Raw genomic sequence first — 19,041 nt, 5'->3', positions numbered from 1 at the left:
CTAGCCTGCGCTGGTCCAACGTTTGGGGGCGGTTCAAAAACGCCGAGGCTCTAATCGCAGTCGGATGAAAGTTCAGTGGCAGGTCAGGATGGCTTTGCCCTCGAGCGCTCAAATGCGACGTTGGTTCAAGAGATAGATGACGTCGGCGACCCAGCGGGAACCCTGATGGTACCGGTGAAACCGACGACGCCTGAAAGTTTAAGCGAAATTCAGGAGGCGCTTCGTTTGCCGAAGCCGAATGTCTTTCGCAGACTGCTGTCGACCGCGCTTGCCGGCATGAACCTGCGTAGCCGGCTGAGCAGCGTTGCCTGGCCTCCGGCCGGTTGGCGCATTCGGTATGGACCGTTGATTGCGGCCAGGATTTTCTCTGCGACTGCAAGCGCAGACGGCGCGGTTCTGATCTGGGCCTGTACCGCCTTGATGGTCGCATCGGCCTGTGTTGCGTATGCACCGAGCGGTGCTGCGGTTTGTGCCGCGTTTACGTCGAGCCTGGTGTTCGTGAAGGTCGGCTCAAGGAGCACCACGCGCACGTTGAACTCGCGAATCTCATGATCCAGCGACTCCGACAGTCCTTCGAGTGCATGCTTGCTGCTCGCATATATTCCCATGAACGGTGCAGGCAGGAAGCCCAGGACCGAACTGATATTGATGATGAGCCCCCTCCGGGCGGCGCGCATGGAGGGCAAAGCAGCGCGGATCATGCGCAAAGGCCCGAAAACGTTGGTATCGAATACCGCTTGGGCTTCGGAGGGCGAGGTGTTTTCGACAGGGCCGACCAGCGAAACGCCGGCATTGTTGATCAGGATGTCGATCTTGCCCGCTTCGGACAAAACCCATTCAACAAAATTGGAGACCGAGGCGTCATCGGTCACATCGACAGTCCCATAGCGCACGCCGGGAATGGCATTGGCGCGCTGCGGGTTACGTACGCCTCCAAAGACCTGGAAGCCGTTTTGTGCAAGAAGGCGGGCTGACGCTTCGCCTATTCCGGAAGATGCTCCGGTGATTACCACAACTCTATTTTTGGACATGCATGCTCCTGGGTTTGGCGCGCGTGGTTGACTACGTGCTTCAATAGAAGGGTCGGAACTTTTCACCCGTGTTGCCACGGACAGCTTCTCAGAGCCTGCCACCCAAGCACGTAAGATTTCGACCGACATCTATAATCGCTTTAGATGCCAATCGAAATATAAAATCAAGTACTTTTTGCTTTACGGGATTTTTTTCGATGATCGCGCCTCCAAACGCTCGGCGCATGACGCCAAGCCCGAAGGCCCGCCGACATTTCGGCTGGAGTAACATAAGCCTGAACGGCTCAGGATTTCGGGGCGGCAGTCCCCGCTCGGTTTCGAGCGACCATTTCGTCATGGGTCAGGCTCGTGCCTGCCGCGAAGAATTCCTTGATCAGGGCGTCGCGATTATCGGCTGCGCGGGATTGATCCGCCGATTGCAGCGCTTCTTTCAGCTCATTTGCCGCAAGCTCGGTGCAATAGGCGGGGGTGCCGGGCTGTTGACGCCAGGACGCTGCCAGCCCTCCAGCATCCAGCGCATCGAAACCGGTGGCCTCAACCAGCTCTATGGCAATCGCCTTTGCTTCCGGAGCATCGCCTGCAACCGGAATGGCGATGCGTCCATCCGTGCCGTCGGACCGCCCCTTCTCCGCCAGCGTCGCCGCCATCACGGCGTTCCAAGCCTTGACGACGGGCCTGCCGATTTGCCCGCTCACCCAAACGCTTTCGGGCATGCCGCCATCGACGTCGGCGATCGCACCGTCGCGAAACGGATAATAGTTTGACGTATCGATCACCACGACGTCTTCAGGCACGCCATTGAAGAGCCCAGCGAGATCGCGGTAGTTTGCGAACGGGATCGAAAGTACGACCACCTCGACACCCCGGACGGCTTCTTCCTTCGCAACGGCAGCCGCTCCGATATCGCCGGCAAGCTCGCGGATGGTGTCGGGACCCTTCGAATTGGCAAGCTTGACCTCATGGCCGCCTGCGGCAAGTTTTCTCGCCAGCGTGGCGCCGATATTTCCGGCGCCGATGATTCCGATCTTCATGGGATGTCCTTTCTCTATTGTGGAAGTCAACCGCCTCAATCGTGGGCGGGGCGAGCGAATGCGTGCAGCGTGTCGCGCAGATCGGCCAGCCCCTCGTCCGTGAGCTGGCAGGCGGTTTTGATCTTGTCGGTGACGGCCCAAAGCTCGTCACGCAGGGATTCACCGGCTTCTGTAAGATGAATGAGCACCCGCCGCTCGTCGTTACGATCGCGCGTCCGGGTCACCATGCCGGCCGATTCCAGGCGCTTCAGCAGCGGCGTGATCGTTCCGGTATCCATATCGAGCTTTAAACCCAACTCTCCGACAGCGCGGGGCGTACCGCCGTAAAGTTCAAGCATCACCAGGTATTGCGGAAATGTCAGGCCGAGCGGCTGCAAAAATGGCTTGTGAAGGCTCGCCATCCGATTGGCTGCGCCATAGAGCGCAAACGAAAGTTGGGTACCCACCGCCCGGCGGGATGCGATCTCATTGTTTGACATGGCTTCATCTAGTGTGCTTTTATCTAGTGCACTAGATAATGTCTTTGTCGGAGAGATCAAGCTCGGCAGCGCTGAATTGGGCGCCTCTCGCTTTCAGGGGTGTCTCGCAGTTCATGTGAGTAAGCCTCATTAACGGACGCAGCCGCTCATTTAGATTGCGAACAAACTCTAAACGTGCTATAGATTTCAAATGACATTTAATTGGAGATCGCAATGAGAGTCAGTCGCGCTCAGGCCGAGGCCAATCGTGAAACGGTGATCAATGTCGCAAGCCGGCTCTTCCGGGAGCATGGCTTCGACGGCATCGGGCTGAAAGATCTGATGAAAGGTGCCGGCCTCACCCAAGGCGGATTCTACAAGCAGTTCGAATCAAAAGACGATCTTGCAGCGCTGGCATCCGGACGAGCGATGGAGAGCGCCGTTCGCCGGTGGTCGAGGGTTGCCGACGGAAGCGCCGATCCCTTCGGAGCGGTTGTCGGCATGTATCTCTCGACCGGGCACCAGGAAGAGAAAGGCGATGGCTGCCCCTTGGCCGCGCTCGGATCCGACGCGGCGCGTCAGAGTGAAGCGGTACGAGCACCATTTCAGAATGGGATAGAAGCCCACCTTCAGATTCTCGACGAAATGATCCCGGCATCGGATGGCACGACACCTTATGACAAAGCCATGGTCGTCCTCTCCCTCATGGTGGGCGCCGTGACCATCTCTCGCATCATGACCGATCAGGCCATGGCGGAGCGTCTGCTTGAGACCGCTGCCGATGCAGTCAAGCACATCGCTGGCGGCACAGAAAACGAATGAGACCTCGCCCCCAATCGGGCGTCTTTTTCATCTCGCAGAGCGCGGTCTTGCCGCTCTCACGCGCGAATTGAACAGGCTCGCATGCTTCATAACACCGCATTCACCCCACGAATGGCCGGCGCAGACTTCGACGGAATGTTGGAAACATTTCTGGGAGCCGCCCACTTTGACGCATCGCCGGCTCGTACGGTTGAGGACTTCAGTTGGTCCGCCGATGCCCGTTCTCACGGGCCGATGACGGCTGTCGATCTCGCATGCAATGGCGAGTGGGACCTCTGGGCCACCTCCGATACCCCGGAATGGCTTACCATTCATCTGCCGCAACACGGCATCTCCGGCATGACGCGGCGGCAGATCACGACAACAGCGGCACCGGGCCAGATGCTGATTGGGCAAAGCCGCGAGGCGGATCGCTTTCTCGTGCGGGGAGCGCTCCATCGATCACAGAAGCTCTTTTTGGATTGGCATCAGATTCGCCGGACGTTCGGCGAAGTGTTTGAAGCCCCTCTTGTCGGATCGCTAGATCTGTCGCCGGTGATCGATGGATCCAGCCCCTCAGGACATTTCATCAAAAATCTTGTCGAGACCATAATCTGCGGCATGCTTGGAGAAGCATGCTTGCTTCATTCGCCGATAGCGATGGTCAATCTCACCCAGGCACTCGCTCATGCGCTGATCCGGTCAGTGCCCCATCGCTACTCTCTGCGACTTGAGCCGAATATATTTGCCCCCGCTCCGCGACACGTGCGTCGGGCTGTGGATTTCATGCATGCGAATATCGACAAGCCGATCACGCTGTCGTCGATCGCCCAATCCGCCAATGTCTCAGTTCGCACCCTGGAAACCGGCTTCCGGGCTTTCAAGGGAGCCACACCGGGCAGTTATCTGAGAACTCTAAGATTGCGGGCAGCTCGAAAAGACCTTCTGGATCGATCGAACCAACAAAGCATCCAGGAGATTTGTCTGAAGTGGGGATTTTTCCACGCCGGCCGTTTTTCTGCGCTTTACAGATCGGTTTACGGAGAAGGTCCTCGGGAAACCCGCAGGCGGAAATCTCAGGCGCCTCACGTCAGCGTGCGGCGCGTTGTCGGATAAGGATGGATTGGAGAAACTGGAGCGGGTGAAGGGAATCGAACCCTCGTATTCAGCTTGGGAAGCTGCTGCTCTACCATTGAGCTACACCCGCGATGCGCTGAGATTTCCAACAGATGGGGGCCGCTGTCAAGTCGGGTCGGCGCGGCGCCTCAGATGCGGAAGTGTTTCGAGAGTTTGAGGCCCTGGGCCTGGTAGTTGGAGCCGAGGCCGGAGCCGTAGAGGCTGGCGGGCTTTTCCTGCATGTGCTCGTAGACCAGGCGGCCGACGATCTGGCCGTCTTCGAGGATGAACGGCACTTCGTGGCTGCGCACTTCGAGCACGGCGCGGCTGCCGCGGCCGCCGGCCGGGGCATGGCCGAAGCCCGGATCGAAGAAGCCGGCGTAGTGGACGCGGAATTCGCCGACCAGCGGATCGAACGGGGTCATCTCGGCGGCATAATCCGGCGGCACATGCACGGCCTCGCGCGAGACGAGGATATAGAATTCGTCGGGATCGAGGATCAGCTCGTTGCGGCCGCGGCTATAGAGCGGCTCCCAGAAATCGAAGATGTCGTGCTGGTCCTTCTCGTCGACATCGACGACGGCGGTGTGGTGCTTGCCGCGATAGCCGATCAGGCCGTCCTTGTCGCCGCTGAGATCGATCGACAGCGCGATGCCGCCGCCCGATACGTTCGGCTGCTTGCTGGCGACGAGCGTCTCGCTTTCATGCAGCTTCAAGAGTTCCGGCTCGCCGAGCAGGGACTGGCCGACGCGGAAGCGGATCTGCGACAGGCGCGAGCCGCGGCGCACGACGATCGGGAAGGTGCGCGGGCTGATTTCGAGATAGAGCGGGCCGGAATAGCCCGGTGGAATCTTGTCGAATTCCTGGGCGTAATCGGTGATGACGCGGGTGAAGATATCGAGCCGGCCGGTCGAGCTTTTCGGATTGGCCGAGGCCGACATGTCGGCCGGCAGCGCCAAGCTCTCCATCAGCGGCACGATGTAGACACAGCCGGTCTCGAGCACCGCGCCTTGGGACAGATCGATCACATGCAGGCTGAGGCGATCGAGCTTGTCCGACACCAGATGCGAAGGCCCCGGCATGAAACTGGCGCGCACGCGAAAGGCCTTGCTCCCTAAGCGCAGGTCGAGGCTTGCCGGCTGGATCTGATCGCGGTCCAGCTCCCGCTCGGAGTTAAGACGCCCCGTTTCAAACAGCGCTGCGATCGCGCGGTCCGCCAGAATTCCAGTTTCGCGAGCCATCATGCCCCATCCATCTTTTGCGCCGACAAAACCAAATACGGGGAATTGACGCAAGCAGCTAACAGCAGTATTGCAGAATTATCCCGTGGTGATTTGGCCGGTCGGCTTGCAGCCACGTTAAACAAGTGGCTAAAAAGACCGGGTTATGAAACCGGTCTGCTTTTGCGGCCGGTTTTTTTGTTATGTGAAGGTGATGGCATGAGCAAGACCTGGCGCCCGGCAACCCAACTCGTCCATGGCGGCACGCTGCGTTCGCAATATGGCGAAACGTCCGAGGCAATCTATCTCACGCAGGGTTTCGTCTACGACACGTCCGAGGCGGCCGAAGCCCGCTTCAAGGGCGAGACCGACGGCTATATCTACGCTCGCTACGGCAGCCCGACCAACGACATGTTCGAAAAGCGCATGTGCATGCTCGAAGGTGCCGAAGACGCCCGCGCCACCGCCTCCGGCATGGCGGCCGTCAGCGCCGCGATCCTCTGCCAGGTCAAGGCGGGCGACCATATCGTTGCCGCGCGCGCCCTCTTCGGCTCCTGCCGCTGGGTGGTGGAAACGCTGGCGCCGAAATACGGCATCGAATGCACGCTGGTCGACGGCCGCGACCTCAAGAACTGGGAAGAGGCAATCCGGCCGAACACCAAGGTGTTCTTCCTGGAAAGCCCGACCAACCCGACGCTCGAGATCGTCGATATCGCCGGTGTGGCAAAACTCGCCAACCAGGTCGGCGCCAAGGTGGTGGTCGACAACGTCTTCGCCACGCCGCTCTTCCAGAAGCCGTTGGAACTCGGCGCCCATATCGTCGTCTATTCCGCCACCAAGCATATCGACGGCCAGGGCCGGTGCCTCGGTGGCGTCGTTCTGGCCGACAAGGCCTGGATCGACGAGAACCTGCACGACTATTTCCGCCATACCGGCCCGGCCATGTCGCCGTTCAACGCCTGGACGCTGCTGAAGGGCATCGAGACGCTGCCGCTGCGCGTGCGTCAGCAGACGCAGAATGCCGCGAAGATCGCCGATTTCCTGGCCGAGCAGAACAAAGTCGCCAAGGTGATCTATCCCGGCCGCAAGGACCATCCGCAGGCCGACATCATCGCCAGGCAGATGACCGGCGGCTCGACCCTCGTCGCCTTCGAGCTGAAGGGCGGCAAGGAGGCGGCCTTCGCGCTGCAGAACGCGCTCGAGATCATCAAGATCTCCAACAATCTCGGCGACAGCAAGAGCCTGATCACCCATCCGGCGACGACGACCCACAAGAACCTGACGGAAGAGGCGCGCGCCGAACTCGGCATCTCGCCGGGCACCGTCCGCCTTTCCGCCGGCATCGAGGATACGGACGACCTGATCGAGGATTTCGCCAAGGCGCTTACCAAGGTCTCGGCCTGATCGACGGCATTGGCGGCCGAGCCTCCGGGTTCGACCGCCCCGGCTCTGCCAAGTAGAATAATACCGACAATTAGGCTTAACGATCGAAAACCATGCGATCACGGCTGTTTCATCGCCGATCAACGTTCCGTTTCTTGACGGATAGGGCCTTCTTATAAGATACGGGTAACATATCTTGACTAAGGTGCAAGGCATGTATCGCGCCCTCACTAGAGATATCGAAGTCGTCGTCGAACCATTCTATCTGGAGGAGCAATCCGATCCGGAAGACGATCGCTATGTCTGGGGTTACCGGATTGTCATCAGCAACAATTCCGGCGTCGCCGTTCGCCTCATCAACCGCTACTGGAACATCACCGACCAGAACGGCGTGGTGGACGAGGTGACCGGCCCCGGCGTCGTCGGCGAACAGCCGCGGCTCAGCCCCGGCGACACCTACGAATATTCCTCCGGCTGCCCGCTCGATACGCCCTCCGGGCTGATGTTCGGCCATTACCAGATGGAAACCGACGAAGGCGAACTGTTCGACGTCGACATCCCCGCCTTCTCGCTGGATTCACCGGGGCTGCTGCGCGTGCTTAACTGACGTGTAACGCCACAGGCGGCACGACACCTCGACCCAGGAGATTGCCGACACCGGCCCCTCATCCGGCTGCCGCCACCTTCTCCCCGTAAACGGGGCGAAGGGAGCATGCCGCAAGCTCTCCGTTCCCCTCCTCGCTCTCGCAGGGCAGGTCCCCTCGCCCCGTTTTTACGGGGAGAGGGTTAGGGTGAGGGGCAGTCATGCGCGCAACCGGACAGCAGTGGTGTCAACTACTCAGCCGGCTGAAGCTCCGTCGGCTCGAAGCGGTAGGTGGTCGAGCAGAATTCGCAGGTCACGGCGATCTCGCCGTTTTCCTGGCTTTCCTCGATCTCCTCGGCCGAAAAACCCTTCAGCACGCCCTTGATCTTGTCGCGCGAACAGCTGCAGCGGTCGAAGACGGCGCGCGGTTCGTAGACGCGCACGCCGCGCTCGTGGAACAGCCGGAACAACAGCCGCTCGGTGCCGACAAGCGGGTCGGTCAACTCGTCGGCGTCGATGGTCTCGACCAGCGAACGGGCTTCGACCCAGGCGTCGTCCTCGCCATGCGGGCGGTCGCCGTTATCGCCGTCGCCGCCGTGGAGATCGGGGTGGCGCATGCGCTCGGGCGCTTCCGGCAGGAACTGGGCGACGAGGCCGCCGGCCCGCCAGCGATGGCGCGGCTTGCCGGCATCGTCGCGATCGAAGAGCTCGGCCGCGGCAAGGCGTACGCGCGTCGGGATCTGTTCCGACTGGCGGAAATAGACACCGGCAATCTCCTCGAGCGAGGTGCCGTCAAGCGCGACAATGCCCTGATAGGGCTGCGCGAACTTGCCCTGGTCGATGGTGAAGGCGAGCACCCCGTTGCCGAGCAGCTGTTCCGGCTCGGTTTCGCCCGCTTCAACCGCCTTGGCAAGCAGCGCCTGATCGAAACGGGCATAGGCGCGAACATTTTCCGGCGTCGAGAAATCGGCGACGAGAAGATCGACCGGGCCATCGCCCTTGGTCTGCACCGTGAACTTGCCGTCGAATTTCAGCGAGGTGCCGAGCAGCACCGTCAGCACGACGACTTCGGCAAGCAGCCGGGCGACGGGCGCGGGATAATGATGGCGCTCGAGGATCGCATCGAGCATCGGGCCGAGCTGGACGGCGCGGCCGCGCACATCCAGACCCTCCACCTGGAAAGGGACGACATGGTCATCGCCGGCGAAATCGAACTGGCCGAGGGCGGCTGCAGCTTCTGCCATGGCTTTCACTCCTAGTTTTCAAGCGATGAGCAAGGGTGCCCTTCGCTCGCGCGGCCGCGCGTTGTTCGCGCGCGGCGTCCGATTATGGTTCAGATCGCGCCCAGGCACCAAGCAAGAATCGACTTCTGCGCGTGAAGACGGTTTTCCGCTTCATCGAAGACCACGGATTGCGGGCCGTCGATCACCTCATCCGTCACTTCCTCACCGCGATGGGCAGGCAGGCAATGCATGAACAATGCATCGCTGCCGGCCTTGGCCATCAAGGCCGCATTGACCTGATAAGGCTGAAAGACGTTGTGACCCCGGGCCCGATGTTCCTGATTCATGGAGACCCAGGTATCGGTCACCACGCAATCGACGCCTTCGACCGCACGGTCGGCATCATGGCAGAGCATGATTTCGGCGCCCTCATTGCGGGCCCAGTTCAGATAGTGATCCTTAGGCTCCGAACCAAGGGGTACGGCCATGTTCATGCGATAGCCGAAACGCGCGGCCCCCTCGACCAGCGAATGCAGCACATTGTTGCCGTCGCCGGTCCAGGCGATGGTCTTGCCCTTGATCGGGCCGCGATGCTCTTCGAAGGTCATGATGTCGGCCATGATCTGGCAGGGATGGGTATCATCCGTCAGCGCATTGATCACGGGCACCGTCGCATGCTCGGCAAGCTCCAGCAGGCGCGAGTGCTCGGTGGTGCGGATCATGATCGCATCGACATAACGCGACAGCACTTTGGCGGTGTCGCCGATCGTCTCGGCGCGGCCGAGCTGCATTTCGGTGCCGGACAAAAACAGCGTTTCACCGCCGAGCTGGCGCATGCCGACATCGAAGGAGACACGGGTGCGCGTCGACGGCTTTTCGAAGATCATCGCCAGCATCTTGCCGGCGAGCGGCTTGTCGCCCGTGCCGGCCTTGAAGGCCTGCTTGCGGGAAAGCGCATCGTTCATGATGGTTCTGAGGTCGGCGGATGTGACGGCCGAAAGATCGAGGAAATGTTTAGGAGCCATGTTCTTACCTGTCGTGCGCCCGAGGGCGGCAATCCCTTCAAGCCGTCTTCTTGACCTTGGAGGCGCGGATGCTCTCGGCGGCGCGCTCGAGGCGGGCGAGACCCTCGCGGGCTTCCTCGGCGGTGACGACGAGCGGCGGAAGAAGGCGGATGACGTTGTCGCCGGCCGGCACGCCGAGCAGATGCGCCGCGCGGATCGCCTGCAGCAGTTCGGCCGAGGGGACGGCCGCCTTGACGCCGAGCAGCAGGCCCTCGCCCCTGATATCCTCGATCACATCGGGATAACGGTCCTTCAGCGAAGCCAGCCCCTGACGGAAGACCAGCGCGACGTCGCGCACATGTTCCAGGAAGCCGTCGGCGAGAATGACATCGAGCACGGCGCCTCCGACGGCCATGGCCAGCGGATTGCCGCCATAGGTCGAACCATGGGTGCCGGCCTTCATGCCGGAGGCGGCCTCTGCGGTGGCAAGGCAGGCGCCGAGCGGGAAGCCGCCGCCGATGCCCTTGGCGACAGCCATGATGTCGGGTGTGATGCCCGACCATTCATGGGCGAAGAGCTTGCCGGTGCGGCCAACCCCGGTCTGGACCTCGTCGAGGATCAGCAGCAGGCCTTTCTCGTCGCAGATCTGGCGCAGCGCCTTCATGAACTCGGCCGTGGCGGGGCGCACGCCGCCCTCGCCCTGCACCGGTTCGATGAGGATTGCCGCCGTCGCATCGGTGATGGCGGCGCGCACCGCTTCCATGTCGCCGAACGGCACCTGATCGAAACCCGGCGTCTTGGGGCCGAAGCCTTCGAGATATTTCTCCTGGCCGCCGGCAGCGATCGTCGCAAGCGTGCGCCCATGGAAGGCGCCTTCGAAGGTGATGACATGGAAGCGCTCGGGACGGCCCTTGGAAAACTGATAGCGGCGCGCCGTCTTGATCGCGCATTCGAGCGCCTCGGCACCGGAATTGGTGAAGAACACCTTGTCGGCGAAGGTGGCGTCCGTCAGCCGTTTGGCCAGCCGCTCCTGGCCGGGAATCTCATAGATGTTGGAGAGGTGCCAGACCTTGTCGGCCTGCTCCTTCAAGGCGGCGACCACATGCGGATTGCCGTGGCCGACGGAGGTGACGGCGACGCCGGCGCCGAAATCGAGATAACGCTCGCCGCTTTCGGTAATCAGCCACACGCCCTCGCCTCGCTCGAACCGCAGCGGGGCACGAGAATAGGTGTCATAAAGCGGCGCGGCTTCGGCCATGGCGCGGGTCTCCCGATCAGCATTGTCAATCACCGGACTCCGGCTAAGAAAACCGGGCCCGAAAAATCAAAAATGCCGCCTTTCGGCGGCGATCGGTACTATTTCCTTTTCGCGCTGCAATGTCAACAAAACTGCGCCCTTAGCGGATGCAGCAAGCTTGTACAGCGGCATTTTCAGCCTTCAACAGGCATTATTGCAGAAATGACACGCAGAGGCAGCAAGTTGGGGAAAACTCGGAATTCGATTCATCCGGATTCCCGCGACTCTTGTCACGGAGTCAGCCTCACACTAGGTTAAAGTTCAATTACTAGACTGCATGCGGCGGAACTAGTCACCAAAATTGATCAAGCGTTTCTTGTTTCGGAGGCTTCCGGGACAACGGTGAGGGATTCTGCCATCACCAACGCAAAAGGTGGAGACAGGGCATGAACTGGACAGACGAGCGGGTCGAGAAACTCAAGAAGCTGTGGTCCGAAGGGCTGAGCGCCAGCCAGATCGCGGCACAACTTGGCGGCGTGAGCCGAAACGCCGTTATCGGCAAGGTGCACCGACTGAGCCTGCCGGGCCGCGCCAAGGCCGGCGGCACAGCCGCCGCGGCGCGCACGCCGAAGCGCCAGACATCGGCGCCGCGCGCGCCGAACTACGCCTCCCGGATCACCACCCGCACCGTGACCCGCCAGCAGGGCGCAACGATGCTGAAGGAAGAGATCGAGATCGATGCCGTCGAGGAAATGGAATATGTTCCGAAGGGCAACGTGGTCGTGCCGATTTCCCGCCGCCTCGGCCTGACGGAACTGACCGAACGCACCTGCAAATGGCCGGTCGGCGATCCGCTGAAGGACGACTTCCACTTCTGCGGCTGCGAATCCCCGGACAATTCGCCCTATTGCAGCTATCATCAGAAGCTTGCCTATCAGCCGGTCAACGAGCGCCGCCGGGCGGCAGCGCGGGTCAGCTGAGCGGGCAAACCATTGCTGGAAATGCGAAAACGGGCTGGAAGGCCCGTTTTTTTGTGTGAGTGTGTTGCGTGTGACTGCCCCTCATCCGCCTGCCGGCACCTTCTCCCCGCGCGCGGGGCGAAGGGGATATGCCGCAACCTCTCGGTCCTTACCCACCTCTCGCAGGGCACGTCCCCTCGCCCCGTTTACGGGGAGAGGGCTAGGGTGAGGGGCGGAGCTTGCTCGACTTTGTCAGAAACCCCTCAGGCTTCCATCGAATAACCGGCGCCGCGGACGGTGCGGATGACGTCCTGCATGTTGGAGAAGTTCAGCGCCTTGCGCAGGCGGCCGACATGGACGTCGACGGTGCGTTCGTCGACATAGATATCGTGGCCCCAGACGCCGTCGAGCAGCTGCGAGCGGGAGAAGACGCGGCCCGGCGACGACATCAGGAATTCCAGAAGGCGGAATTCGGTCGGGCCGAGGCGGACTTCGCGGCTCTTGCGATGGACGCGGTGGGTTTCGCGATCGAGCTCGATATCACCGCATTTGAGCACTGACGACAGCACTTCCGGGCGGGCGCGGCGCAGCATGGCCTTGACGCGGGCAACGAGTTCGGGGGTCGAGAACGGCTTGACGACGTAATCGTCGGCACCGGTGGACAGCCCGCGGACACGTTCGCTCTCCTCGCCGCGCGCCGTCAGCATGATGATCGGCAGCCGTTCGGTTTCCGGCCGCATGCGCAGGCGCCGGCAGAGTTCGATGCCGGAGACGCCGGGCAGCATCCAGTCGAGGATAAGAAGATCCGGCGTTCGCTCCTGAAGCCTGATTTCGGCCTCGTCGCCGCGCAGGATGGTATCGACTTCGAAGCCTTCCGCTTCGAGATTATAACGGAGAAGCACGCTGAGGGCCTCTTCGTCTTCAACAACTGCAACTCTCGGGATCATGCGTGTCCGTCTCCTCACGCACGATCCTTAAACCGGGGGCGATTTAAGCAAGGGATCCCGCGCAAAATCAGAAATTGGCTGCGACCTCTTTGCGCGCCCGGGCGGGCGCGCACGCAATGGGCTGGCCCGGCACGGTTATTCCGTGGCGGCACCGACGGTGTTGGCGCTGTCGTCCTTCGGACGGTCGCCTTCCGGCTGGGCGCCGGTTGCCATGTAGTAGATCGTCTCGGCGATATTGGTGGCGTGATCGCCGATGCGCTCGATGTTCTTGGCGCAGAAAAGAAGATGCGTGCAGCTCGTGATGTTGCGCGGATCTTCCATCATATAGGTCAGGAGTTCGCGGAACAGCGACGTGTACATCGCGTCGATCTCGTTGTCGCGCTCGCGGATGGCGGTCGCCTTGTCGGCGGCGCGCGTCGTATAGACGTCGAGCACTTCCTTGAGCTGGACGAGCGCCAGCTCGGACAGGTGCTCGAGACCGCGGGCGAGCTTGCGCGGAACGCCGGTGCTCTGCACGGCGATGACGCGCTTGGCGGTGTTCTTGCCGAGGTCGCCGACGCGTTCGAGATCGGCGGCGATGCGGATCGAACCCATGATTTCGCGCAGGTCCGAGGCCATCGGCTGACGGCGGGCGATGGTGACGATCGCCTTGTCGCCGATTTCGCGTTCGGTGTGATCGAGGATCACGTCGTCGGAAATGACCTTCTGCGCCAGCGCGGTATCGCCGTTGACCAGCGCGCGAACGGATTCGGCGACCATCTGCTCGGCCAGGCCGCCCATTTCGGAAATCCGCCTGGAGAGGAACTTCAGATCATCATCATAGGCAGTATAAATATGTGTCGATGCCATGGGGCTTTGTCCTCGAATAACGGGAAGGCTTCGGATTGCCGCAATCAGCCGAAGCGACCCATGATGTAGTCCTGGGTGCGCGGATCGTCCGGGTTGGTGAACATCTTGTCGGTGTCGTTCTCCTCGACGAGGTTGCCGAGGTGGAACATGGCGGTGCGCTGCGACACGCGCGCTGCCTGCTGCATGGAGTGGGTGACGATGACGATCGTGTAGTTCTCGCGCAGCTCGTGGATCAGCTCCTCGACCTTGGCGGTGGCGATCGGGTCGAGCGCCGAGCAGGGTTCGTCCATCAGGATGACCTCAGGGCTGACGGCGACGGCGCGGGCGATGCACAGGCGCTGCTGCTGACCGCCGGAGAGGCCGGTGCCGGACTCGTGCACGCGGTCCTTGACCTCGTTCCAGAGGCCGGCGCGCTGCAGGCTGGACTCGACGATCTGATCGAGATCGGCCTTCGACTTGGCCAGTCCATGGATGCGCGGGCCGTAGGAGACGTTTTCATAGATCGTCTTCGGGAACGGGTTCGGCTTCTGGAAGACCATGCCGACGCGGGCGCGAAGTTCGACGACGTCGATATCGGGATCATAGATATCGTCGCTGTCGAGGGTGATCTTGCCGGTGACGCGGCAGCCCTCGATCGTGTCGTTCATGCGGTTGAGGCTTCGCAGGAAGGTCGACTTGCCGCAGCCCGAAGGGCCGATCAGGGCGGTTACGGTGTTTTCGCGGATGTTCAGGTTCACATCGAAAAGCGCGCGCTTCTCGCCGTAGTAAACCGAGACATCCTGTCCGATCATCTTATACGGGACGTTGCTCATCTTCTGATCCAGCGCCTTTTCAACTGCAGCTTCCGTCAACATGTTCATGATGTTTAACTCCGTTTACCAGCGGCGCTCGAAGCGACGACGCAAGAGGATGGCGCCCATGTTCATGACGATCAGGAACAGGAGCAGGACGATGATGGCACCCGAAGTACGCTCCACGAAGGCACGCTCGGCCTCGTTCGCCCACATATAGACCTGCACCGGCAGGGCCGTCGAGGGTTCGAGCGGCGTGGTCGGCGCGTTGGCGACGAAGGCGACCATGCCGATCAGGAGCAGCGGCGCGGTTTCGCCGAGCGCATGCGCCAGGCCGATGATCGTGCCGGTGAGGATGCCGGGCATGGCAAGCGGCAGGACGTGGTGGAATACCATCTGCATCTTCGAGGCGCCGAGACCGAGCGCTGCGGCGCGGATCGACGGCGGCACGGCGCGCAGTGCCGCGCGGGTGGCGATGATGATCGTCGGCAGGGTCATCAGCGTCAGCACCAGGCCGCCGACCAGCGAGGCCGAACGCGGCAGGCCGATGAAGTTGATGAAGACGGAAAGGCCGAGCAGACCGTAGACGATCGAGGGAACGGCAGCGAGGTTGTTGATGTTGACCTCGATCAGGTCCGTCAGCTTGTTCTTCGGCGCGAACTCCTCGAGGTAGATCGAGGCGGCAACGCCGATCGGCAGGGAAAGCGCCAGCACGATCAGCATCAGGTAGAACGAGCCGACAAGGGCGACGCCGAGGCCGGCGGCCTCCGGGCGGCTGGAATTGCCGTTGACGAAGAGGCCGGTGTTGAACTGCTTGTGGAGAGCGCCGCTCGCCTTCAGCTGGTTCATCCAGGTCACCTGCTTGTCGTTGACCTTGCGGTTCTTCTCATCGACGGAGAGATCGATCTGGCCCTTGTTGGCGCTGTCGACATTGGCGTCGGCGAGCAGCGAGACATTGACCGTCTTGCCGATGAGCGAGGGATCGGCGACGACCATATCGCGCAGCTGGATCGGCGCGCTCTTGGAGAGCATGGCGGTAGCGTCGCGCACATCGGGGCGGCTCGCGGCATTGATATTCAGCTGCTTGACGATCGCGTCGCGCAGCAGAACCGGATAATTGGCGGCAACCAGCACCGAAGGATCGGTCGCACGCTTGTTATCCGGGTCGATCGTCTTCTCGGTGAATTCGATCGGCAGGGTGATCGCGGTCTGCTGGAAGGCGGTGTAGCCCTTGCCGATCACCGTCCACAGCAGGATGAACAGGAAGACGAGACCGAAGGTGATGGCGGCGATGCCATAGGCCTGGAACCGGCGCTCGGCGGCGTAGCGGCGCTTGATGCCGATATCGCGGCGCGCTGGCGCCTTGGAAACGGTGCCGGCGGTGGGAGAAACAATATCCGTCATTCGTACTGCTCCCGGTATTTGCGCACGATGTAGAGCGCGTAGATATTGAGGCAAAGCGTGATGCAGAACAGGGTGATGCCGAGGGCAAAGGCAACCAGCGTCTGCGGCGAGGTGAACTCAAGGTCGCCTGTGAGCTGGTTGACGATCTTGACGGTCACTGTCGTCATCGGCTCGAAAGGATTGATCTGGATGCGGGCGGCGACACCGGCGGCCAGCACGACGATCATGGTTTCGCCGATGGCGCGCGAGGCCGTCATCAGCAGTGCGCCGACGATGCCGGGAAGGGCTGCCGGCAAGACCACCTTCTTGATGGTTTCGGAGCGGGTGGCGCCAAGACCGAGCGAACCGTCACGCAGCGCCCGCGGCACGGCCGTGATGATGTCGTCCGACAGCGAGGAAACGTAGGGGATCAGCATGATGCCCATGACGATACCGGCCGTCAGAACGCTCTGCGCCTGGATGAAGTTGCTGTAATTGCCGGAGAGCAGGCCGCTGATCTGAGCGGAGAAATCGCGCAGGAACGGACCGACGGTAACGAGCGCGAAGAAGCCGTAGACGATCGTCGGGATGCCGGCCAGCACCTCAAGAAGCGGCTTGGAGATGCCGCGCACCTTCGGCGAGGCGTATTCGGCCATGTAGATGGCGGCGAAGAGCCCGACCGGCACGGCGACCAGCATGGCGACCAGACCGATATAGAGCGTGCCGAGCAGCAGCGGGATCAGGCCGAACTGGCCGAAGGACGAGCTGCCGGCGCCGGCAAAGCGCGGATCCCAGACGGTGCCGAAGAAGAACTCGCCGGCGGGAACGGCGGCAAAGAAGCGCGTGGCTTCCGACAGCATCGACAACACGATGCCGATCGTTGTCAGGATGGCGATCGAGGAGGCGAGCAGCAGCGCCCAGAGCATGACGCGCTCGACGCGGTTACGGGCGCGGAAGCGGGGCGCGATGGAGCGCAGCGCGTAGAAGGCGCCGGCGACGGCCAGAACGAAGACGATCGCAGTCATGGCCATGCGGCTCGTCAGGCTCATGGCGTTGAGCGTCTTGGCGGCAGTGACCATGTAAGGCTGCGGCTGGCCGGCGAGCGGCACGCCCTTCTCGCTGAGCTTGGCCTGCAGCGCCGCCGGATCGTTTGCGACCGCCGCGGTTTCATCCGAAGTCAGCATCGTCAGGCCGCGGGCGACCGTCGCCACCATCGAATAGCTCAGATCCTGCTCGACTGTGGCCTGGGCCTTGACCTCGTCAGGGAAAGCACCGCGAACGGAGGACTGGATGATGCCGGGGCTGACGGAGAGCCAGACGCAGAGAACGATGAGGGCCGGAAGAACGGCCCAGATCGCCGCATAGGCGCCGTAATAGGCCGGCCGTGAATGCAGTGCGGAGGATCTGCCCCCGGCAAGTGCTGAGGCACGGCTGCGCGCGACCAGATAGGCGGCGGCGCCGATCACCACAAGGCACAGAAGTATGACGGATGTGCTCATTCGTTACGTCCCCAGGCCCATGGCCCCCAAAAAGCCGGCGGCTTCATCAGCCTGCCTTCGGCTTCCAATCATGGAGAAGGAATTCAACCCTGCACCGGACATGCCGGCACGCAGGGGCATAAAGCAATGCCGGCGCGGGCTCAAAGAGCACCGCGCCGGCAAAGTTATTACATGGACTTGCCGGCTTCGACAGCCTTGCGGATCGCTTCGCGCTCGGCATCCGGAGCGGCAACGAGGCCGTATTCAGCCAGCGGGCCTTCGGGGCCGATCATCTGGTCGGATACGAAGAAGTTGACGTATTCCTTCAGGCCCGGAACGGCGCCGAGATGTGCCTTCTTGACGTAGAAGAACAGCGGGCGGGAAACCGGATAGGTGCCGTTGGCGATCGTTTCGACGGACGGAACGATACCGTTCACGGTTGCGACCTTGAGCTTGTCGGCGTTGTTTTCATAGAAGGAAAGGCCGAATACGCCGACGCCGGTCTTGTTGGCGGCGATGCGTGCCAGGGTTTCCGGATAGTCGCCGTCGATGTCGACTGCAGCGCCGTCCTTGCGGACCGCGACGCAAGCCTTGCCCTGGGCAGCCTTGTCGGAGATTTCCTTGGCGATGACGTCGGTTGCGCCCGAAGCCTTGCAGCCTGCAGCGAGAACGTTCTGTTCGAAGACTTCGCGGGTGCCGTGCTTTTCGCCCGGGATGTAGGCGGCGATGTCAACAGCCGGGAGCTTCGGGTTGACTTCCGACCACTTCTTGTAGGGGTTGGCGACGAGCTTGCCGTCGACGACGACCTGGGCTGCGAGGGCCTTGTAGATGTCGGCGGGAACGTAGGCGACATCGGGGTTGGAGGAGTCGGTTGCGAAGACGATGCCGTCATAACCGATCTTGACTTCCTGGATGTCGGTTACGCCGGCCGCCTTGCAGGCTTCGGCTTCGTTCTTGTTGATCGCACGCGAAGCGTTGGCAATGTCGATCGTGTCTTCACCGACGCCCTTGCAGAATTCCTTCAGACCAGCGCCCGTACCGCCGGATTCGACGACCGGGGTCTTGAAGTTGGTGAAGGTCTCGCCGAAGGACTCGGCAACGATCTTTGCGTAAGGCAGGACGGTGGACGAACCAGCAACCTGGATCTGGTCACGGGCGACGGCAGCGCCAGCGAAAGCTGCGGTTGCGGCGAGCGCGGCAACGGTGAGCTTGAAGGTGTTCATTAGAATCTCCCGGTATTGGGCTTGTGTGAGTGCGGCCTCTAGAGAGGCCCTCGCATGCCTTTTTTCATCGGCGGGACTCTCTTAGCGCTGTAAGCCCCGTCCTTTTATGTCAAATCCGTGAAACATTTGTGACAAGCTAAGATATTGAAAATAGACGTAATTCTGAAATGCACTGAGGAACGGATGTCGACAATCGGCAAAGTCGGAACCTTCAATCTACCTCTCGTTGCAGAAACTGTGGGCGCATCCAAAATTGGAGGCCGGTTGGGGGAAGTCATGCAGCGTGTTTTGCCCCTCACCCTAGCCCTCTCCCCGTTCTGACGG

General features: G+C 61.7%; 18 protein-coding genes, 1 tRNA gene and 1 riboswitch. Of the genes, 5 read left to right on the top strand and 14 right to left on the bottom strand.

From position 1 onward, the window contains the following. Nucleotides 1-209: 209 nt before the first annotated feature. The 3 genes from CO655_RS31680 to CO655_RS31670 all read right to left on the bottom strand — a co-directional run bounded on the left by CO655_RS31680 (nucleotide 210) and on the right by CO655_RS31670 (nucleotide 2,541). On the bottom strand, nucleotides 210-1,031 hold the full coding sequence (locus tag CO655_RS31680; RefSeq protein WP_097667862.1) for an oxidoreductase: 822 nt from the start codon (nucleotides 1,029-1,031) through the stop codon (nucleotides 210-212). A 284-nt stretch (nucleotides 1,032-1,315) separates the two neighbouring features. Beyond that, nucleotides 1,316-2,062, bottom strand: a complete 747-nt coding sequence (locus CO655_RS31675; RefSeq protein WP_097667861.1) for an NAD(P)-binding domain-containing protein — start codon at nucleotides 2,060-2,062, stop codon at nucleotides 1,316-1,318. A gap of 35 nt (nucleotides 2,063-2,097) precedes the next feature. Next, entirely contained in the window at nucleotides 2,098-2,541 is a 444-nt protein-coding gene (locus CO655_RS31670) for a MarR family transcriptional regulator (RefSeq protein WP_097667860.1), read from the bottom strand. Nucleotides 2,542-2,754: 213 nt separating this feature from the next. On the opposite strand from CO655_RS31670, the gene CO655_RS31665 reads away from it, so the two are divergent. After that, entirely contained in the window at nucleotides 2,755-3,342 is a 588-nt protein-coding gene (locus CO655_RS31665; RefSeq protein ID WP_097667859.1) for a TetR/AcrR family transcriptional regulator, read from the top strand. Nucleotides 3,343-3,423: 81 nt separating this feature from the next. Then, the gene (locus tag CO655_RS31660) at nucleotides 3,424-4,437 is read left to right on the top strand and encodes an AraC family transcriptional regulator (protein WP_097667858.1); all 1,014 of its coding nucleotides are present in this window, start codon (nucleotides 3,424-3,426) and stop codon (nucleotides 4,435-4,437) included. A gap of 17 nt (nucleotides 4,438-4,454) precedes the next feature. Here CO655_RS31660 and CO655_RS31655 read toward each other — a convergent pair. Next, nucleotides 4,455-4,528 (bottom strand) — tRNA-Gly (locus tag CO655_RS31655). 58 nt (nucleotides 4,529-4,586) lie between these two features. Continuing rightward, entirely contained in the window at nucleotides 4,587-5,681 is a 1,095-nt protein-coding gene (locus tag CO655_RS31650) for a 2'-deoxycytidine 5'-triphosphate deaminase (RefSeq protein WP_170965080.1), read from the bottom strand. A gap of 72 nt (nucleotides 5,682-5,753) precedes the next feature. Beyond that, nucleotides 5,754-5,832: riboswitch (SAM riboswitch) on the top strand. Between the two features lie 44 nt (nucleotides 5,833-5,876). Here CO655_RS31650 and CO655_RS31645 point away from each other — a divergent pair. Together CO655_RS31645 and apaG are read left to right on the top strand one after the other, a co-directional pair. Next, nucleotides 5,877-7,061: an O-succinylhomoserine sulfhydrylase gene (locus CO655_RS31645; RefSeq protein ID WP_097609119.1), complete on the top strand. Its 1,185-nt coding sequence runs from the start codon at nucleotides 5,877-5,879 to the stop codon at nucleotides 7,059-7,061. 193 nt (nucleotides 7,062-7,254) lie between these two features. After that, the gene (gene apaG, locus CO655_RS31640) at nucleotides 7,255-7,647 is read left to right on the top strand and encodes a Co2+/Mg2+ efflux protein ApaG (protein ID WP_010029240.1); all 393 of its coding nucleotides are present in this window, start codon (nucleotides 7,255-7,257) and stop codon (nucleotides 7,645-7,647) included. Between the two features lie 227 nt (nucleotides 7,648-7,874). On the opposite strand, the gene CO655_RS31635 is transcribed toward apaG, so the two are convergent. From CO655_RS31635 to CO655_RS31625, 3 genes are all read right to left on the bottom strand, one after another. Continuing rightward, on the bottom strand, nucleotides 7,875-8,867 hold the full coding sequence (locus tag CO655_RS31635; RefSeq protein ID WP_097667857.1) for an Hsp33 family molecular chaperone: 993 nt from the start codon (nucleotides 8,865-8,867) through the stop codon (nucleotides 7,875-7,877). Nucleotides 8,868-8,956: 89 nt separating this feature from the next. After that, complete coding sequence (gene argF / locus CO655_RS31630; protein ID WP_037143159.1) at nucleotides 8,957-9,871, bottom strand: ornithine carbamoyltransferase; 915 nt, start codon at nucleotides 9,869-9,871, stop codon at nucleotides 8,957-8,959. A 37-nt stretch (nucleotides 9,872-9,908) separates the two neighbouring features. Next, the gene (locus CO655_RS31625; protein WP_097667856.1) at nucleotides 9,909-11,108 is read right to left on the bottom strand and encodes an aspartate aminotransferase family protein; all 1,200 of its coding nucleotides are present in this window, start codon (nucleotides 11,106-11,108) and stop codon (nucleotides 9,909-9,911) included. A gap of 425 nt (nucleotides 11,109-11,533) precedes the next feature. Between CO655_RS31625 and CO655_RS31620 the strand changes: the two genes are divergently transcribed. After that, a complete protein-coding gene (locus CO655_RS31620; protein WP_097609113.1) occupies nucleotides 11,534-12,067 on the top strand; it encodes a GcrA family cell cycle regulator in 534 nt (177 codons plus the stop codon). A 242-nt stretch (nucleotides 12,068-12,309) separates the two neighbouring features. Here CO655_RS31620 and phoB read toward each other — a convergent pair whose 3' ends face one another. The 6 genes from phoB to CO655_RS31590 all read right to left on the bottom strand — a co-directional run bounded on the left by phoB (nucleotide 12,310) and on the right by CO655_RS31590 (nucleotide 18,717). Continuing rightward, the gene (gene phoB, locus CO655_RS31615; protein WP_004672768.1) at nucleotides 12,310-12,993 is read right to left on the bottom strand and encodes a phosphate regulon transcriptional regulator PhoB; all 684 of its coding nucleotides are present in this window, start codon (nucleotides 12,991-12,993) and stop codon (nucleotides 12,310-12,312) included. A 135-nt stretch (nucleotides 12,994-13,128) separates the two neighbouring features. After that, entirely contained in the window at nucleotides 13,129-13,842 is a 714-nt protein-coding gene (gene phoU / locus CO655_RS31610; protein ID WP_097609110.1) for a phosphate signaling complex protein PhoU, read from the bottom strand. Nucleotides 13,843-13,886: 44 nt separating this feature from the next. After that, on the bottom strand, nucleotides 13,887-14,702 hold the full coding sequence (pstB, locus tag CO655_RS31605; protein WP_064681252.1) for a phosphate ABC transporter ATP-binding protein PstB: 816 nt from the start codon (nucleotides 14,700-14,702) through the stop codon (nucleotides 13,887-13,889). Nucleotides 14,703-14,717: 15 nt separating this feature from the next. Continuing rightward, nucleotides 14,718-16,037, bottom strand: coding sequence for a phosphate ABC transporter permease PstA (pstA, locus tag CO655_RS31600; RefSeq protein WP_097609108.1), 1,320 nt, complete (start codon nucleotides 16,035-16,037; stop codon nucleotides 14,718-14,720). Continuing rightward, nucleotides 16,034-17,515 carry a phosphate ABC transporter permease subunit PstC gene (gene pstC, locus CO655_RS31595; RefSeq protein WP_097667855.1) on the bottom strand — a complete coding sequence of 494 codons (1,482 nt, stop codon included), beginning with the start codon at nucleotides 17,513-17,515 and terminating at the stop codon, nucleotides 16,034-16,036. The genes pstA and pstC overlap by 4 nt, the downstream gene beginning before the upstream one ends. A gap of 167 nt (nucleotides 17,516-17,682) precedes the next feature. Continuing rightward, entirely contained in the window at nucleotides 17,683-18,717 is a 1,035-nt protein-coding gene (locus CO655_RS31590) for a substrate-binding domain-containing protein (protein WP_097609103.1), read from the bottom strand. Nucleotides 18,718-19,041 lie beyond the last annotated feature (324 nt).

It is taken from the genome of Rhizobium sp. M1, assembly GCF_002531805.1.
GTDB classification, from domain to species: Bacteria; Pseudomonadota; Alphaproteobacteria; order Rhizobiales; family Rhizobiaceae; genus Rhizobium; species Rhizobium etli_C.
This window is presented reverse-complemented; position numbering and strand designations above follow the sequence as displayed.

Bases quoted from the DNA above. Each gene is read 5' to 3' on its own strand.
- CO655_RS31680 (WP_097667862.1), bottom strand. From the start codon at position 1,031: ATGTCCAAAAATAGAGTTGTGGTAATCACCGGAGCATCTTCCGGAATA.
- CO655_RS31675 (WP_097667861.1), bottom strand. From the start codon at position 2,062: ATGAAGATCGGAATCATCGGCGCCGGAAATATCGGCGCCACGCTGGCG.
- CO655_RS31670 (WP_097667860.1), bottom strand. From the start codon at position 2,541: ATGTCAAACAATGAGATCGCATCCCGCCGGGCGGTGGGTACCCAACTT.
- CO655_RS31665 (WP_097667859.1), top strand. From the start codon at position 2,755: ATGAGAGTCAGTCGCGCTCAGGCCGAGGCCAATCGTGAAACGGTGATC.
- CO655_RS31660 (WP_097667858.1), top strand. From the start codon at position 3,424: ATGCTTCATAACACCGCATTCACCCCACGAATGGCCGGCGCAGACTTC.
- CO655_RS31650 (WP_170965080.1), bottom strand. From the start codon at position 5,681: ATGATGGCTCGCGAAACTGGAATTCTGGCGGACCGCGCGATCGCAGCG.
- CO655_RS31645 (WP_097609119.1), top strand. From the start codon at position 5,877: ATGAGCAAGACCTGGCGCCCGGCAACCCAACTCGTCCATGGCGGCACG.
- apaG (WP_010029240.1), top strand. From the start codon at position 7,255: ATGTATCGCGCCCTCACTAGAGATATCGAAGTCGTCGTCGAACCATTC.
- CO655_RS31635 (WP_097667857.1), bottom strand. From the start codon at position 8,867: ATGGCAGAAGCTGCAGCCGCCCTCGGCCAGTTCGATTTCGCCGGCGAT.
- argF (WP_037143159.1), bottom strand. From the start codon at position 9,871: ATGGCTCCTAAACATTTCCTCGATCTTTCGGCCGTCACATCCGCCGAC.
- CO655_RS31625 (WP_097667856.1), bottom strand. From the start codon at position 11,108: ATGGCCGAAGCCGCGCCGCTTTATGACACCTATTCTCGTGCCCCGCTG.
- CO655_RS31620 (WP_097609113.1), top strand. From the start codon at position 11,534: ATGAACTGGACAGACGAGCGGGTCGAGAAACTCAAGAAGCTGTGGTCC.
- phoB (WP_004672768.1), bottom strand. From the start codon at position 12,993: ATGATCCCGAGAGTTGCAGTTGTTGAAGACGAAGAGGCCCTCAGCGTG.
- phoU (WP_097609110.1), bottom strand. From the start codon at position 13,842: ATGGCATCGACACATATTTATACTGCCTATGATGATGATCTGAAGTTC.
- pstB (WP_064681252.1), bottom strand. From the start codon at position 14,702: ATGAACATGTTGACGGAAGCTGCAGTTGAAAAGGCGCTGGATCAGAAG.
- pstA (WP_097609108.1), bottom strand. From the start codon at position 16,037: ATGACGGATATTGTTTCTCCCACCGCCGGCACCGTTTCCAAGGCGCCA.
- pstC (WP_097667855.1), bottom strand. From the start codon at position 17,515: ATGAGCACATCCGTCATACTTCTGTGCCTTGTGGTGATCGGCGCCGCC.
- CO655_RS31590 (WP_097609103.1), bottom strand. From the start codon at position 18,717: ATGAACACCTTCAAGCTCACCGTTGCCGCGCTCGCCGCAACCGCAGCT.